The 14686-nt window shown below is 70.6% G+C and carries 10 protein-coding genes; 6 read left to right on the top strand and 4 right to left on the bottom strand.

The features are described from left to right. Nucleotides 1–284: 284 nt before the first annotated feature. A complete protein-coding gene (gene zwf / locus LR393_RS30355; protein ID WP_231488545.1) occupies nt 285–1781 on the bottom strand; it encodes a glucose-6-phosphate dehydrogenase in 1497 nt (498 codons plus the stop codon). A gap of 146 nt (nt 1782–1927) precedes the next feature. On the opposite strand from zwf, the gene LR393_RS30350 reads away from it, so the two are divergent. After that, nucleotides 1928–4333 carry a sensor domain-containing diguanylate cyclase gene (locus tag LR393_RS30350; RefSeq protein WP_231488543.1) on the top strand — a complete coding sequence of 802 codons (2406 nt, stop codon included), beginning with the start codon at nt 1928–1930 and terminating at the stop codon, nt 4331–4333. 167 nt (nt 4334–4500) lie between these two features. On the opposite strand, the gene LR393_RS30345 is transcribed toward LR393_RS30350, so the two are convergent. Beyond that, nucleotides 4501–5514, bottom strand: a complete 1014-nt coding sequence (locus tag LR393_RS30345) for an expansin EXLX1 family cellulose-binding protein (RefSeq protein ID WP_231488541.1) — start codon at nt 5512–5514, stop codon at nt 4501–4503. A 109-nt stretch (nt 5515–5623) separates the two neighbouring features. Between LR393_RS30345 and LR393_RS30340 the strand changes: the two genes are divergently transcribed. Then, nucleotides 5624–6001: a hypothetical protein gene (locus tag LR393_RS30340; RefSeq protein ID WP_231488540.1), complete on the top strand. Its 378-nt coding sequence runs from the start codon at nt 5624–5626 to the stop codon at nt 5999–6001. 72 nt (nt 6002–6073) lie between these two features. On the opposite strand, the gene LR393_RS30335 is transcribed toward LR393_RS30340, so the two are convergent. Further along, a complete protein-coding gene (locus LR393_RS30335) occupies nt 6074–6427 on the bottom strand; it encodes a hypothetical protein (RefSeq protein WP_231488539.1) in 354 nt (117 codons plus the stop codon). Nucleotides 6428–6543: 116 nt separating this feature from the next. Between LR393_RS30335 and LR393_RS36765 the strand changes: the two genes are divergently transcribed. The 3 genes from LR393_RS36765 to LR393_RS36760 all read left to right on the top strand — a co-directional run bounded on the left by LR393_RS36765 (nt 6544) and on the right by LR393_RS36760 (nt 11104). Next, nucleotides 6544–8343, top strand: coding sequence for a sensor histidine kinase (locus LR393_RS36765; RefSeq protein WP_231488537.1), 1800 nt, complete (start codon nt 6544–6546; stop codon nt 8341–8343). A gap of 252 nt (nt 8344–8595) precedes the next feature. Then, nucleotides 8596–10377 (top strand): sensor histidine kinase, encoded by a 1782-nt coding sequence (locus tag LR393_RS30325; protein ID WP_231488535.1) that lies wholly within the window; start codon nt 8596–8598, stop codon nt 10375–10377. Nucleotides 10378–10444: 67 nt separating this feature from the next. Continuing rightward, nucleotides 10445–11104 (top strand): response regulator transcription factor, encoded by a 660-nt coding sequence (locus LR393_RS36760; RefSeq protein ID WP_231488533.1) that lies wholly within the window; start codon nt 10445–10447, stop codon nt 11102–11104. Here LR393_RS36760 and LR393_RS30315 read toward each other — a convergent pair. Then, nucleotides 11101–11493, bottom strand: a complete 393-nt coding sequence (locus LR393_RS30315) for an SRPBCC family protein (RefSeq protein ID WP_231488531.1) — start codon at nt 11491–11493, stop codon at nt 11101–11103. The genes LR393_RS36760 and LR393_RS30315 overlap by 4 nt on opposite strands. Here LR393_RS30315 and LR393_RS30310 point away from each other — a divergent pair. Beyond that, the gene (locus tag LR393_RS30310) at nt 11492–14563 is read left to right on the top strand and encodes an FAD-binding and (Fe-S)-binding domain-containing protein (RefSeq protein ID WP_269328126.1); all 3072 of its coding nucleotides are present in this window, start codon (nt 11492–11494) and stop codon (nt 14561–14563) included. The genes LR393_RS30315 and LR393_RS30310 overlap by 2 nt on opposite strands. Nucleotides 14564–14686 lie beyond the last annotated feature (123 nt).

The following is a 14686-nucleotide window of genomic DNA, read 5'->3' as shown; positions in this document are numbered from 1 at the left end:
GTTTATAAAGACGCCTTACGATTTGGCCGTAACACTTGCGCAGGATGCGGACCGCGTCAAGGGGTGCTTGCGCGCTTCTGCCCCCTTGCGCACCCGGGATTTCACTGGGCAACGACTGGCAAACCGCCATGAAACTCGGCGGAAACGTCGCTGCCCAGTGGCCCCGGGCCCGGTGGCCAGGCAAAACGACGGAGGACGAGGAAGAGCGGTGCTCTTCCTCGTCCTCAATCGGTTCTTCTGGCGGGCTGACGGAACCGTCGCCTAACAGTTTGCCAACAGGTTTGTTACCGGTGTTCGCGCCAGGCTCGCTCGAACGGCAGACGCCAGGCGTGCGGGGCGATGAGCTGGTGGATCGCGTTCGGGCCCCAGGTGCCCGGTGCGTACGGCTTTACCGGCGGCGGGTCTTCCAGCAGCGGGATCGACCGCTCCCAGAGCGACTCGATGCCCTCGGCCGTGGTGAACAGCGTGTGGTCGCCGCGCATGGCGTCGAGGATCAGCCGCTCGTAGGCCTCCAGCACGTCGCCGGCCCGCTCGGTCTCCTGGGTGGAGAACTGCATGGACAGCTTGTCGAGCTTCATGCCCGGGCCGGGCCGCTTGCCGTAGAACGACAGCGACACCTTGGAGGCGTCGGCGAGGTCGAACGTCAGGTGGTCCGGACCGGCCGCGCCGACCCCGGAGCCGGCCGGGAACATCGACTTCGGCGCCTCCTTGAAGGCGATCGAGATGATCCGGGCGCCTTCGGCCAGACGCTTGCCGGTGCGCAGGTAGAACGGCACGCCGGCCCAGCGCCAGTTGTCGATGCCGGCCCGCAGGGCGATGAAGGTCTCGGTGTCGGAGTCGCGGGCGACGCCGTCCTCACCGCGGTAGCCGCTGTACTGACCGCGCACCACGTCGCGCGGGTCGATCGGCAGCATCGAGCGGAAGACCTTGTTCTTCTCCTCGCTGATGGCCCGGGGCTCCAGTGCCGTCGGCGGCTCCATCGCGACGAACGCCATCACCTGGAGCAGGTGGGTGACCACCATGTCCTTGTAGGCGCCGGTGCTCTCGTAGAAGTTCGCCCGGCCGCCGAGACCCAGGGTCTCCGGAATGTCGATCTGCACGTGATCGATGAAGTTCCGGTTCCAGATCGGCTCGAAAAGGCCGTTGGCGAAACGGAACGCGAGAATGTTCTGGGCCGCTTCCTTACCGAGGAAGTGGTCGATCCGGAAGATCTGGCTCTCCCGGAAGGTCTCGTGCACCTGGTCGTTGAGGATGATGGCCGACGTCAGGTCGGTGCCGAACGGCTTCTCCATCACCACCCGGGACTTCTCCACCAGCTTCGCGTCGCGCAGCATGGTGATGACGGCCAGGGCGGCCTTCGGCGGCACGCTCAGGTAGTGCAGACGCCGCGTGTCCGGCCCGAGCTGGGCCTCGGCGTCGGCGACGGCCTGGGCCAGGGCCTCGGGTCCGGCGGACTGGGGTACGTAGCAGAGGTTCTTCGCAAAGGTGTCCCACTGCTCCTCGGTGAGCTTGTGGGTACCGAACTCCTGCATGGCGGCGTGGGCGAACGTGCGGAACGCATCGTCGCTCATGTCCTCGAGGGACGTGCCGACCACCTGGATGTCCGGTGCCAGTGCGGAAGCGGCAAGGTGCGCCATGCCGGGCAGCAACTTGCGGCGGGCGAGGTCACCGGTGGCCCCGAACAGCACGATCACGTGAGGGGCGAGGATCTCCTGCCCACCTCGCGACGGCCGTGACCCGGGGGCCGGGTAGGAAATCGTCTGGGGTGCTAGATCGGACACAGGTTTGATGATTGCACCACCTTCGGTCCGGCGCGAAGGAGCCCGCGTGCTCTTGCCTGCGAGCTTGCCTCTATATGGCCCTCCGGTGACCTCGTTCACACGGTCCGCTCAGCCTTCGTGGGCATTCTGCCGATACCCGCCTGGAGATGACGATGGGTGACGCGAACGGCGCCCGGATGTCCCGGGAAGCCGCCCCGGCGTCCGACGATGGCGCGCGCCCGGATGCCTCCGGGGCCACCTCTGCGGTCGTGCCGCAGCAGTTCACCCCTTCGGCCCCTGGGCAGGAGGGCCAGGACGGTCCCGGGGCCCAGGAAGAGCAGCAGCGCCTCGCCGACCTGCACGCCCTCAACGTCCTCGACACCCCTCCCGAACAGGGCTTCGACGATCTGGTGCAGCTGGCCGCGACCCTCACCCACTGCCCGATCGCCCTGGTCACCCTGATCGATGCCCAGCGCCAGTGGTTCAAGGCCAAGGTCGGCACCGACCTGTGCGCGACCGCCCGGCAGGTCGCGTTCTGTGACCACGTGGTGCGCGACCGGGCCGAGCTGGAGGTGCCCGACCTGCGCCGGGACTCGCGGTTCGCACACAACCCGGCCGTGATCGGTCCACCCCTGGCCGTGTTCTACGCGGGATTCCCGGTCACCGCGGCGAGCGGCGCGGTGCTCGGCACGATCTGTGTCATCGACGGGGTGGAACGCACGCTCTCGCCGGGCCAGCGCGAGGGGATGCGGGCCCTGGCCCGGCAGGTGTCGACCCAGCTGGAACTGCGACGGCGCACCATCGAGCAGGCGCGGGAGATCGAGCTGCGCACGGCCTCGCAGCGCCAGCTGGCCCGCTCGCGCAGCGAGTACCGGCTGCTGGCGGAGAACTCCGGTGACGTGGTGGCCCGCTGCACGCTGAACGGGCGGATCACCTACCTGGGCCCGTCCGTCGACCGGTCGGCCGGGCCCGGCCGGCGGGTCGACCTGGAGGTGAGCACGATGCTGCTCACCCGGGTGCACCCGGACGACCGGCCGGCGATGCGGACGGCGATGGAGGCGGTCGGGAACGGGGCCTCGGAGCTGGTCACCGTCCGTCTCATCGCCCAGGACAAGATCTGGCACTGGATGGAGTGCACGCTCGCGCCGCTCTACGACCCGGAGCGCGAACGGCTCGAGATTCACTGCGCGGCGCGGGACATCACCGAGCGGATGAGGACCACGGCCCGGATCGCCCGGTCGGAGGAGAAGTTCCGCAGCATTTTCGACGGTTCTCCGATGGGCATCACCCTCACCGACGCCGAGGGCCGCCTGATCTCGGCGAACCCGGCCATGTCCCGGTTGCTGGGTGTGCCGCAGGACGAGCTGATCGGGCGCCTGCGCTCGGAGTTCGTGCATCCGGCCGACAACAACGCGCATCCGGAGGCGATGCGTCGGCTGCGGAGCAACCCGGGCTCCAGCCTGGAGGTGCTGGTGCGGTTCCGGCGCCACGACGGCGTGCTCGCCTGGGCCTCGGCCTGGCTCAGCTGGATCGATGACGGCGAGCCCGAACCACACCTGCTGGCGCACGTCTTCGACATCACCGATCGGCACCAGGCCGAGACGGAGCTGGCCGACAGCGAGGCCAACCTGGCCGCGATCGCCCGGGTGACACGTCGCATCCTGGCCGGTGACGATGCCCGCACCGCGATCGTCACGGCCCTGGTGGAGATTGCCGGGGCCTCCATCGCAACGGTTTTCGAGCGCAGCGGCCCGGACGAGTTCGTGATCACCGGATGTTCGGACTTCACCCTGGTCGGTTCCACCTACCCGGCCTGGAGCGTTCCGGCCACGGCGGCGGTCTGGCGCGAGCAGAAGCCGATGTTCATCGACCGGGCTGAGGGGAACCCGCTGGTGAGTCAGCGGATGGTCCGGCTCGTGAACGCGAAGTCGCTGCTGTACCAGCCGATCCGTAAGGGCGGTGAGATGACGGCACTGCTCGGGATCACCTGGGACAAGGAGCTCACCGATGTCGGCGACCGGCGGCTGAAGGCGGTCGCGCAGCTCGCCGACGAGGCCGCGCTGGCGCTGGAGCACGACGACCTGCTGCGCCGCTACGAGGACCTGGCCGGCACCGACCAGCTGACCGGCCTGCCGAACCGGCGGTCGTGGGACGAGCGGCTGTCGGTGCTGCTCGCGCTCGCCCAGCGCACCGGTGACCCGTTCGTCATCGCGGTGGCCGACGTGGACCGGTTCAAGGTCTACAACGACACCTACGGCCACCTGGAGGGCGACACGCTGCTGCGCGAGGTGGCGGACGCGGCGAGGGGGCAGTTGCGCACCGAGGACACGGTGGCCCGTTGGGGCGGTGAGGAGTTCGCGATCGCCCTGACGAACTGTGACGAGGCGCTGGCCGGTGAGGTGCTCGACCGGGTGCGCCGGTCGGTGCCCCGGGGGCAGTCCATCTCCATCGGTTACTGCTGGTGGAGGGCCGAGGAGACCGCGGAGTCACTGATGAACAAGGCCGATTCGGCCTTGTACGAGGCCAAGCGGAGCGGTCGCGACCGGGTGGTCCGCGCGGTCAGCGAAGACTGACCGCGACCCGTTCCGTTCCCGGGCGGCCGTCGCTCCCGGCCGGTCCCGGGCGATGAGGATGGTTGAGTTCCGGTCCGCGTGACCACGGCCGTACCCGTGCCGGTCTCCGACGTCATCGGTCCGTCTCGACCGCTCACCGGGGCTCACCGCGTCCACGTTCTGGCGGTTCAGGCTGCGGGGAGCTGCTTCCCGCCGGCCTGCTCGACGAGCGGGGAGATCTTGATGCCGCTGTCGGTGAGCTGGTTGCCCTGCACGTCGGTGATGCGGACCTGGCCGCCGCAGCCCTCACCGCCGGCGGAGAGGAAGTAGTTGTACATCTGCCGTTCGAGGGTGACCCAGCCGTTCGGTCCCTTGAGCTCGACCTTGCGGATCGGGTTGCGGTGGTTGCGCACCTGGATGCCGCACCACCACTGGGTGGACCCGTCTTTGTACACGTATTTCACCGGCCCGGAGAGGCTGGGGCTGGCCATCTTCCAGCTGATGTCGATGCGGCCGGTGACCGGGGCGGCGAGCTGGGCGAAGGCCTCGGCGGAGAGGTCGATGTGCCCCGGCTTGCACTCCGGGCAGCGGTCGACGATCTTGACCCGGATCGTGTTGCCCTTCGGGCCGGTCACGTCGACGTAGGCGCCACAGGTCTGCGAGCCGTCGTACTGGGTCTGGTTCATCGCGGCCACCATCAGGTTGCCGGTGGGGTCGTACGAGCAGTTGCCGGCGCCGGTGGCCGCGTAGAAGGTGGCGATGCCGTTGTAGGTCTTGCCGAACTGCACCTGGTCGCCCGAGGAGTTCGCCGCCACCTTGGTCGACGTGGTGCCCGAACTCTTGTTCGAGGACGACTTCGAGGACGACGTGGAGCCCGTGGATTTCGGGGCGGCACTCCCGGAGGCGGCCTTCTCGACCTTGGCCCCGGCCGTCGGCGTCACCGGGGCCGTCTTCTTCTTCGGCTTCGGTTTCGGCGTGGGGGAGGTGGACGGCGTGGCCGTCGGCTCGGAACCGGTGTCGGGTGCGTCGTCCGGGGCCTGCGCGTTCTGCTGCGCGATGGCGACATCGGGGCGCGACAGCACCAGCTGGGCGTCGGCCTGACTGGAGCCGGACTGCGTGTAGAACACGCCTCCGGTCACGGCCACGACGGCGAACGCCACCAGCGCGGCGGCGGCCCGGGCATCGATCCTCTTTCGTGACACGTTGAGCGATCTTGGGGGAAGCGGGGTCAGGTAGACCTTCGGCCGAGGTTAAGAAATGTGCAGATCCCGTCCAGCCACTTCCCAGGATCAGCGGGTTACGTTGGCCGGTATGGAAGAGAACCGGGCCCGGCGTGTGGTCGACGCGCTGCGGGAACGAGGCATCGACGCGCGGATGGAGAAGGCCGGCGTCTATCAGTTCGGTCTCTGGGTGAAGCTGCCCGGCGGCCGGGAGGCGATCTGGGACACCGACGGCTCGGCCGGTCTGGAGGCCCAGGTGATGGCCAACGGCGTGCTGGTCGGGTTCGTGCCGTCGATCCCCGGCTCGGACGACTTCACCGAGGTGGAGGTGGTCGACGCGATCGCCCGCACCGACTACGACAAGCCGATCGCCACGCAGCGCCGCACGGCTCCCGCCCCGGCGGCCCCTCTGCCGGTCCAGGGTGGCGCCTTCCGGCGCTTCCTCGACGGCTTCCGCTACCGGGATTAATCGAGCGGACGATGCCTGTGCGTCGTCCACTCGTATTACATTCAGCTAGTGAGAACGGTGGGGTGGGACGGGTCAGGCGCTCTGTCGTCGCGCCGGGATCCGGATGTCCGCGATGCGCTGCTCGCCCCAGGCCACTTCCTCGCAGATCCAGTCCTCGAGCCGGTCGGCCAGGTAGTAGGCGACCTCGCCCAGGGTCTCCTCCGGGTCGGCCTGCGGGCCGAACCAGAAGGCCGCCTGCCAGGTCTTGCCCAGCGCCGTCACCTGGGCCCAGATCTCTTGCGCCGGACCGCGTCCCACATCCATCGCCTGCAGCTCACCCGGTCGGAGCAAAGCCTCGACGGTGGGGGCGACGACTCGCTCCCGGACATCGTCCAGGTCGCTGGGGTCGAAACGGTCGTCGATCCCGGGACCACGCAGGCTCGGCATGCGCACAGGCTGGCACTCCGGGGCGGTACCGACAACCAGCGCGGGCCGATTCAACCGGATCGAAACAGGGGATATCCCTCTTGTCCGAATCTTTGTAGGCCATCAGGGTGAATACGGTGAGGACGACGTCCCTGGCCCGGACGTCGCAACAACCTCCGGCTCCGGTGTCCTCGAGTCGTCAGTGGTCCCGCACCCTGGCCGTCACCGCCGCCCTCACCCTTCTCGGCGCCCTGATCTTCGGGCCGCTGTGGCGGGACTACCTCGCCGTGGCCGCCGGAAGCATCCTCTTCACGGCGATGTTCAGCTGCGCCGGGGCCATTCTCTGGAGCGAGCCCGGGCACCGCCGCACCGCCGTCCTGCTGATCCTCTCCGGGCAGTTCTGGGCGCTCGGCTGGAGCGAGGAATGGGCCGTCGGCCCGCTCCCCTTCGTCTCCGGCATCAGCAGCTACGTCGCGATCTCGCTGGCCGTCTGGGCGATGTTCCGCTACCCCGACCCGGCGCTGATGAACCGGGTGGAGCGGGTCTTCGTCCGGGTGCTCGGCGGCGTCGTGGTCGGCGGCATCGTCGCGGAGAACGTCACCATGCGGCCGGGGTGGAAGGACTACGACCCCGGCACCTTCTGGATCACCGTGTACGCCGACCGGGCCACCAACGACGGCATCGCCGAGGTCCTGCGCTCCCTCCAGGTGGCGCTGATCGCGGGCTTCCTGCTGCTGTGGATCATCCGCATCCGCCGCATGCGCGGGCTCGACCGGGAACTGCTCGCCCCGATGGCCCTGGCGGCGCCCGCCGCCGGCCTGGCCGCCGGGGCCGTGCCGGTGGCGAAACTGCTCGGCCTGAGCGGTGATCGGATGGACGCGGTCTACGCGTTCCAGCCGGCCGTCCTGGCCGTGGTGCCGCTGGCCTTCCTGATCAGCGTGGTGCGGCGCCGCCTGGCCGACAACGCCGTGCTCACCCTGATCCAGCAGGTGCAGCGCCGCCCCACCCCCGAGGCGGTGCAGACCGCCCTGCGCGCGGCGCTGCGCGACGACACGCTGCGGGTGCGTTACTGGGCGCCCGACCTGAACACCCACGTCGACATCACCGGCGCCCCCTCCGGCCTGTCCCTCGACGATCAGCCGGGCCGGCTGGTGCTGCCGGTCACGGCACCCGGCGGGAGCCCGCTCGCCGTCATCGAGGCCGACCCGGGGCTGCGCCGGCACCCGCAGGTGGTCTCGAACGCGCTGGCCGCCAGCGGCCTGGCCCTGGAGAATGCCCAGCTCCAGGCCGCGGTGCTGGGGCGGCTCAGCCAGGTGCGCCAGGTGCGCATGCAGGCGGTGCAGGCCGGGGTGGCCGAGCGCCGCCGGGTCGAGCGCGACCTGCACGACGGGGCCCAGCAGCGGCTGCTGGCCCTCCGGCTGGTGCTGGCAGCCTCGGACTCGCCCGGGATGAGCGAGGTCTCGCGCGAGCGCCTGCGCGCCATGAGCGCCGAGATCGCGCTCGCCCTCAACGAGTTACGCGACCTGGCCCGGGGCATCCACCCGGCCGTGCTCAGCCAGGCCGGGCTCTGGGCGGCGATCGAGGCGGTGGCCCAGCAGCAGCCGCTGATCGTCGACTCCGACCTGCCCCGGGGGCGTTTCCCGGCCGCCACCGAGGAGACCGCCTACTACCTGATCTGCGCCGCGCTCAAGGGCGCCGCCCAGGCCGGGCAGGCCGGTCCCACCCCGGCGGCCTCCCGGGTCTGCATCCGCGGGCACCAGGCCGAGGGCGTGCTCACCATCGAGGTGGAGGACGACGCCCGGCGCCCGGCCCAGATGCGGCTCGATGCCGAGCTGCCCGGCATGCTCGACCGGGTGCGGGCCCTGGGCGGCGACATCATGTTCTCCACCCTTTCGCGCGGCGGTTCGCTGATGGTCGCGGCCATTCCCTGCACCTGAACCCCGTCAGTACCCAGGTCAGCACCCCCGTCCCAGCACAGTCACCACCCTCCGGCGCGACGTATCTCGCTCGTCACGCACAGGCTTCACCCCTGCGTGATCCGTCCTGGATGGGGTCATTGCGCTCGCCAGCAGATACTCTCTGGTGCTGTTCAGTAACGCGCATGTGCGAATCAGGCAGATCAGGCCAGGCCCGGGCAGTTCGCCGGGGTGCGGTCACGGCAACTGAGAGATGGATTGTCAGCCAACGCCATGACCGTCAGGTCGCCGGCGCCGGCCCCGCCCGGAGGTGGTGGTTCGCCGGCTGCGCGGTTGCGCCCGGTGCCGTGGCCCGGCGCGCTGCTGTCCGGGGTCGTGGTCTCCGCGGCGGCGTCGATCGCCCTCGCCCCGCTCTGGGAGTCGCTGCCCCAGCTGGCCGCCCCCACCGTCGCCTTCGCCGGTGCCCTGGTGGCCGTCGGCGTCATCCTCTCCCGGGAGCCCGGTCAGGCGATGGCCGGCCGGGCCCTGGTACTCGCGGGTTGCGTCTGGCCGCTGAGCTGGATCGAGGAGGTCAAACGGGGGCCCTGGCATCTGGTCGCGTTCCTGGCCGCCCCGATGACGCTGGTCCTGGCGGCCTGGGCGATCACCAGTTATCCCGACCAGAAGGCGGTCAGCCGTGGTGAACGCCGATTCCTGCGGGCCTTGACCGCCTGGATCCTGATCGGCCGGATCGCCGTCGTGCTCAGTTCCGGTGACTTCGCGGGTCGGCCCGCCCGTGCCGCCGGGTGGCCGATGCTGCCCACCGATCCCGGCCTGCACCACTCGCTGACCCTGGTCTCCTCGATCGGTGAGGTGCTACTGGCCACCGGCTTCCTGGTGCTGTGGGTGCGCCGTAGCCGCCGTATCCGGGGCCTGGACCGCAGGCTGCTGCTGCCGGTCGCCGGGGCCGCCGCGATCGCCGGTACGGCCAGCATGACGGCTTCGATCACGCACGTGATGGGGCTACGCGGTGAAGCTTTCGACGATGTTCTGGTGGTGCAGACCGCGCTGCTGCTCACCGTGCCCGTCGCCTTCGTCATCGCCACCGTGCGCCGCCGCCTGGCCAGCGTGGTGATCGCCGACCTGCTGCCGCGCCTGCGGGTCGAGCGCACCCCGGAACGGCTGGAAGAGGCCTTCCGCAACGTGCTCGCCGACCCCGGCCTGGAGATCCACTACTGGGCCGCGGAGATCGGGGCCTACGTCGACCGGCACGGTGCCACCTCGGCCGAGCGGGGCGGCGAGACCGGTGATCACGGCCTGCTGCTGCCGATCACCTCCACCAACGGCGCCCGCCTGGCCATGATCCGCGCCGACCAGGCCCTCTGGCGTTATCCCGACCTGGTCGAGGCGGTCAGCTCGGCCGCCGGCCTGGCCATCGAGAACGCCCGTCTCCAGGTCGAGGCCCGCGCCCAGCTGGAACTGGTGCGCGCCTCCCACGCCCGCATCGTCGCCGCTCAGCTGGCCGAGCGGCAGGCACTGGAGAGAGACCTGGACGACGGTGCCCTGGCCCGCGTCCAGGGGCTGCTGGCCCAGATCGAGCAGCCCCAGCCCACGGAGCTCGAGGCGGCCGTCGGTTACGCCGCCGAGCAGCTGAAACTGGCCCTGGGCGAGCTGCGGGAGATCGCGGCCGGGCTGCATCCCTCGGTGCTGGACCAGGTCGGTCTGGCCGAGGCGGTGCGCCGCATCGGCGCCGCGCAGCCGGTCACCGTCGAGGTCGACCTGCCCGAGCGCGGTCTGCCGATGGCGGCCCAGGTGGCCGGGTACTTCGTCGCGGCCGAGGCGATCACGAACGCGGTGCGGCACGCGTCGGCGTCGCGGATCGACGTCCGCGGCGCGGACACCGGCAACACGCTGCGGCTCACGATCGAGGACGACGGTCGCGGCGGTGCCGACCTGGCCGCGGGTACCGGCCTGAGCGGGCTCGGGGAACGGGTGCGGGCAGCCGGGGGGACCTTGCTGCTCGACAGCCCACCGGGGGCCGGCACGACGCTGACGGCGGAGATCCCCTACCGATGAGAGAGCTGAGGGGTGGGTACGTGGTGAACGGCCAGAGACGTCAGGTGTTCCGGGCGAGGGGGCAGACGTGCGGGTAGCGATTGCGGACGATTCCAGTCTGTTCCGGGGCGGGCTGAAACTGCTGCTGGGGCAGGTCGGGGTGGAGGTGTGCCTGGAGGCATCCAACGCCGACGACCTGGTCGACGGCCTGGCGCAGGCCCGGCCGCAGGTGGCCATTCTCGACATCCGGATGCCGCCGACCTACACCCGCGAGGGGCTGCACGCCGCCGCCCGGATCCGCGAGACGAATCCCGGGGTGGGGGTGCTCATTCTCTCCACCTACGCGGAGACCGCCTACGCGGCAGAACTTTTTGCCAACGGCAGTGCGGGGCGCGGGTACATGCTGAAAGACCGGGTGGACGACGTGGGCACCCTGCGCGACGCCCTGGTGCGGATCGCGGCCGGGGAGTCGCTGGTCGATGCCACCCTCGTCGACAGCCTGATCGGGCACTCGCGGCGGCAGGACGCGCTGGCCGCCCTGACCGTGCGCGAACGCCAGGTGCTGCGCCAGATGGCCGAGGGCCGGTCCAACGCCGGCGTCGCCGCGGTGCTCAACCTCAGCCACAAGACCGTGGAGAACTACGCCGCGAGCATCTTCGGCAAGCTGGACATCCCGGCCGGGTCCGACGACAACCGCCGCGTCCTGGCCGTCCTGTCCTGGCTGCGGGCAGGCACCAACGGTTCCTAATCGCTCAGACTGACCAGACGGCCTAAGGCGATCCGGGCCACCGGCAGATACGGCAGCACCAGCGGCGCCGGGCCGCGCAGGGCCAGCCAGGTGCGGCTGCCCCGCGGCCCGGGCTCCACGCCGTGCTGCAGCACCACCGAGAAAGGCCCCCGCCGCACCACCCAGGTCCAGGTGCGGGCGTCCTCGTCGACGTCCTCGATCCAGAAATTCAGCCACAACCCGAGGGGACCGAACACCCGGCCGCCCGTGCCCGGCCGCAGCCGCCCGAAGTCGTACTCGATCCGGCGCAGCTGGGGCGACCACGTCGTCCACCGTTCCGGCTCCAGATACCGCAACCAGGCCACCTCGACATCGACGGGACCGTCCGCCCGCACTCTTGTCGTGATCATGCAAACCTCCCCGGACCCCGCCCCAGCTCTGCCGCCCCCAGCCTCGCAGGGCACACTGAAACCCGCGCGTGCGCGCGGGAGCAGCAGGAGGAAGCCAGCAGTGACGACCGTGGACACCACAACCACCGCGAATCCGGCAGAAGGTCAGGCCGACGACGTCGCCCGGGCGTTGCGCCAGGCCGGGATCTCCGAGGTGGACAACTCTTCCCGACGGCTGGCCGAGTACTCCACCGACGCGTCCAACTACCGCGTGGTGCCCCAGGTGGTGGTGTTCCCCCGCGATGCCGACGAGGTCGAGGCCGCCGTCCGGGTCTCCCTCGGCTACGGCGTACCCCTCACCGCGCGCGGCGCCGGCACCTCCATCGCCGGCAACGCCATCGGCACCGGCATCGTGCTCGACTACTCCCGGCACATGAACCGCATCATCAGCCTCGACCCCGAGGCCGAGACCGCCGTGGTCGAACCCGGCGTCATCCTCGACTCGCTCCAGGCCGCCGCTCGCCCCCACGGCCTGCGCTTCGGGCCCGACCCCTCCACCCACGCCCGCTGCACGATGGGCGGAATGATCGGCAACAACGCCTGCGGCTCAAGGGCTCTGGCCTACGGGCGCACGGCCGACAACGTCGTGTCGATGGACGTCATCACCTCCGCCGGCACCCAGTTCACCGCCGCCCGCTACGGGCGCGACGGGCTCCCGAGCCAGACGTCCGGCAGTTCGGCCGGGGCCCTGCTCGCCCAGCTGTCCAAGCTCGTCGACACCAACCGCGCCCTGATCCGCACCGAGTTCGGCCGTTTCGGCCGCCAGGTCTCCGGCTACTCGATGGAGCACCTGCTCAGCGAGAACGGCGTCGACCTGGCCCGCATGCTCTCCGGCACCGAGGGCACACTCGCGATCATGACCTCGGCGAACGTGCGCCTGGTCCGCGCCCCGAAGGCCACGGCGCTCGCCGTGCTGGGCTACCCCGACATGGCCGCGGCCGCCGACGTGGTGCCCGCGCTGCTGTCGCACCCCCTGGTGGCGCTGGAGGGTCTGGATTCGAGAATTGTGGACGTCCTGCGCGCCCGTCGCGGAGAGGCGGCGGTTCCCGAGTTGCCCGCCGGTGCGGGCTGGCTGTTCGCCGAGGTGTTCGGCGAGACCCAGGCCGAGGCCGAGGCGGCCGCGGCCGCCCTGTGCCGGGACGGGGATGCTCTGGGGACGCGGGTGGTCACCGGTTCCACGGCTGCGGCTCTGTGGCGGATCCGGGAGGACGGCGCGGGCCTGGCCGGGCGTTCCCCCGCCGGCGCACCCGCCTGGCCGGGCTGGGAAGACGCCGCCGTACCGCCGGAGAAGCTCGGCACCTACCTGCGCGAGTTCTTCTCGCTGCTCGACCACCACGGTCTGGACACACTGGCGTACGGGCACTTCGGTGACGGTTGCGTGCACGCCCGGATCGACTTCCCGTTCGAGACCGAGCCCTCCCGCATGCGTGAGTTCATGCTCGACGCGGCCGATCTGGTGAGCCGGCACGGCGGTTCGATGTCCGGCGAGCACGGCGACGGCCGGGCCCGGGGCGAGCTGCTCACGAAGATGTACTCGCCCGAGGCCATCGCCCTCCAGGCCGCGGTGAAGGACCTGTTCGACCCGGCCGACCTGTTCAACCCGGGCATCATCGTGCGCCCCGCGCCCCTGGACGCCGACCTGCGGGTGCCCGCCGCGCACCGGCTGCGCACCAACCTGGCCTTCAGCTACCCGCACGACAAGGGCGATTTCAGCACCGCCGTGCACCGTTGCGTGGGCGTCGGCAAGTGCCGGGCCGACACCACCGGCTCGGGCGGCGTGATGTGCCCGTCCTACCTCGCCACCCAGGACGAGAAGGACTCGACCCGCGGCCGCGCCCGGGTGCTGCAGGAAATGGCCAACGGCACGCTGGTTTCCGACGGCTGGAAGTCGCCGGAGGTGCACGACGCGCTGGACCTGTGCCTGTCGTGCAAGGGCTGCTCGGCCGACTGCCCGGCCGGGGTCGACATGGCCACGTACAAGGCCGAGGCGTTGCACCAGAAGTACAAGGGCCGGCTGCGCCCGGCGAATCACTATCTTCTGGGCTGGCTTCCGCGCTGGGCCGACCTTGCCTCGCATGCGCCGCGGGTGGTCAACGCGCTGACCGGGCTGGCCCCGGTGGCCGCGATCGCGAAGCGCGCCGGTGGCATCGACCACCGCCGGGAACTGCCTCGATTTGCTCCGAAAACGTTCCGGCAGTGGTTCTCCCGTCACAAGGCGCCGGCCGGTAGACGTCAGCGGGTCGTGCTCTGGGCCGACACCTTCACCGATCACTTCTCCCCGGCGGTCGGTCAGGCCGCCGTGGCCGTGCTCGAAGACGCCGGGCTGCGGGTCGAACTGCCGGTCGGCAACGCCTGCTGCGGTCTGACCTGGATCTCCACCGGTCAGCTCGACGGGGCGAAGAAGCAGCTGCGCAACACCCTCGACGTACTCGAGGAGGCACTCGACGAGGGCCTCACCATCGTCGGCCTGGAGCCGTCGTGCACGGCGGCGCTGCGCTCCGACATCCTCGAGCTGCTGCCCGAAGACCCCCGGGCCCCTCGCCTCGCCGCCTCCCTGAAGACTCTGGCCGAGCTGCTGACCTCGCTGCCCGACTGGGAAGCGCCCACACTGGAAGGTGTTTCCGCCGTTGCGCAGCCGCACTGTCATCAGCACGCGGTGATGGGCTGGCAGGCCGACGCCGATCTGCTGGCCGGGGCCGGGGCCTCGGTGAAGTCGGTGGGCGGATGCTGCGGCCTGGCCGGGAACTTCGGCGTCGAGAAGGGGCACTACGAGGTCTCGGTGGCGGTGGCCGAGAACGCGCTGCTGCCCGCCGTCCGTGAGGCCGGTGACGACGCCGTGGTGCTGGCCGACGGGTTCTCGTGCCGTACCCAGCTGGAGCAGCTGGCCGACAAGCAGGGGCTGCACCTGGCCGAGCTGCTGGCGGCCCACCTGCCCGGCCGGTCGCTGAGCACTGCGGTCCCGACTCCCACGCCGACCCCGGCCCAGACCGCGGCCACGGAGGCCACTCCGGTGGAGAAGCCCGTCGAGTGACCGGTTTGGTGGGTATTCGTTGCGGTCAGAGTGCAGCGAATACCCACAATGCCGTCCATAGCGGTGTTGCCTGGGCCACATGGGTGCTCCGGCGATTGCGTGGGCCTCTGGGCGTGTGTCACG

The sequence above is a fragment of the Kineosporia mesophila genome (genome assembly GCF_021129235.1).
In the GTDB taxonomy this organism is placed as follows: domain Bacteria; phylum Actinomycetota; class Actinomycetes; order Actinomycetales; family Kineosporiaceae; genus Kineosporia; species Kineosporia mesophila.
The sequence above is the reverse complement of the archived record's forward strand: the minus strand, read 5'-3'. Positions and strand labels throughout refer to the sequence as shown.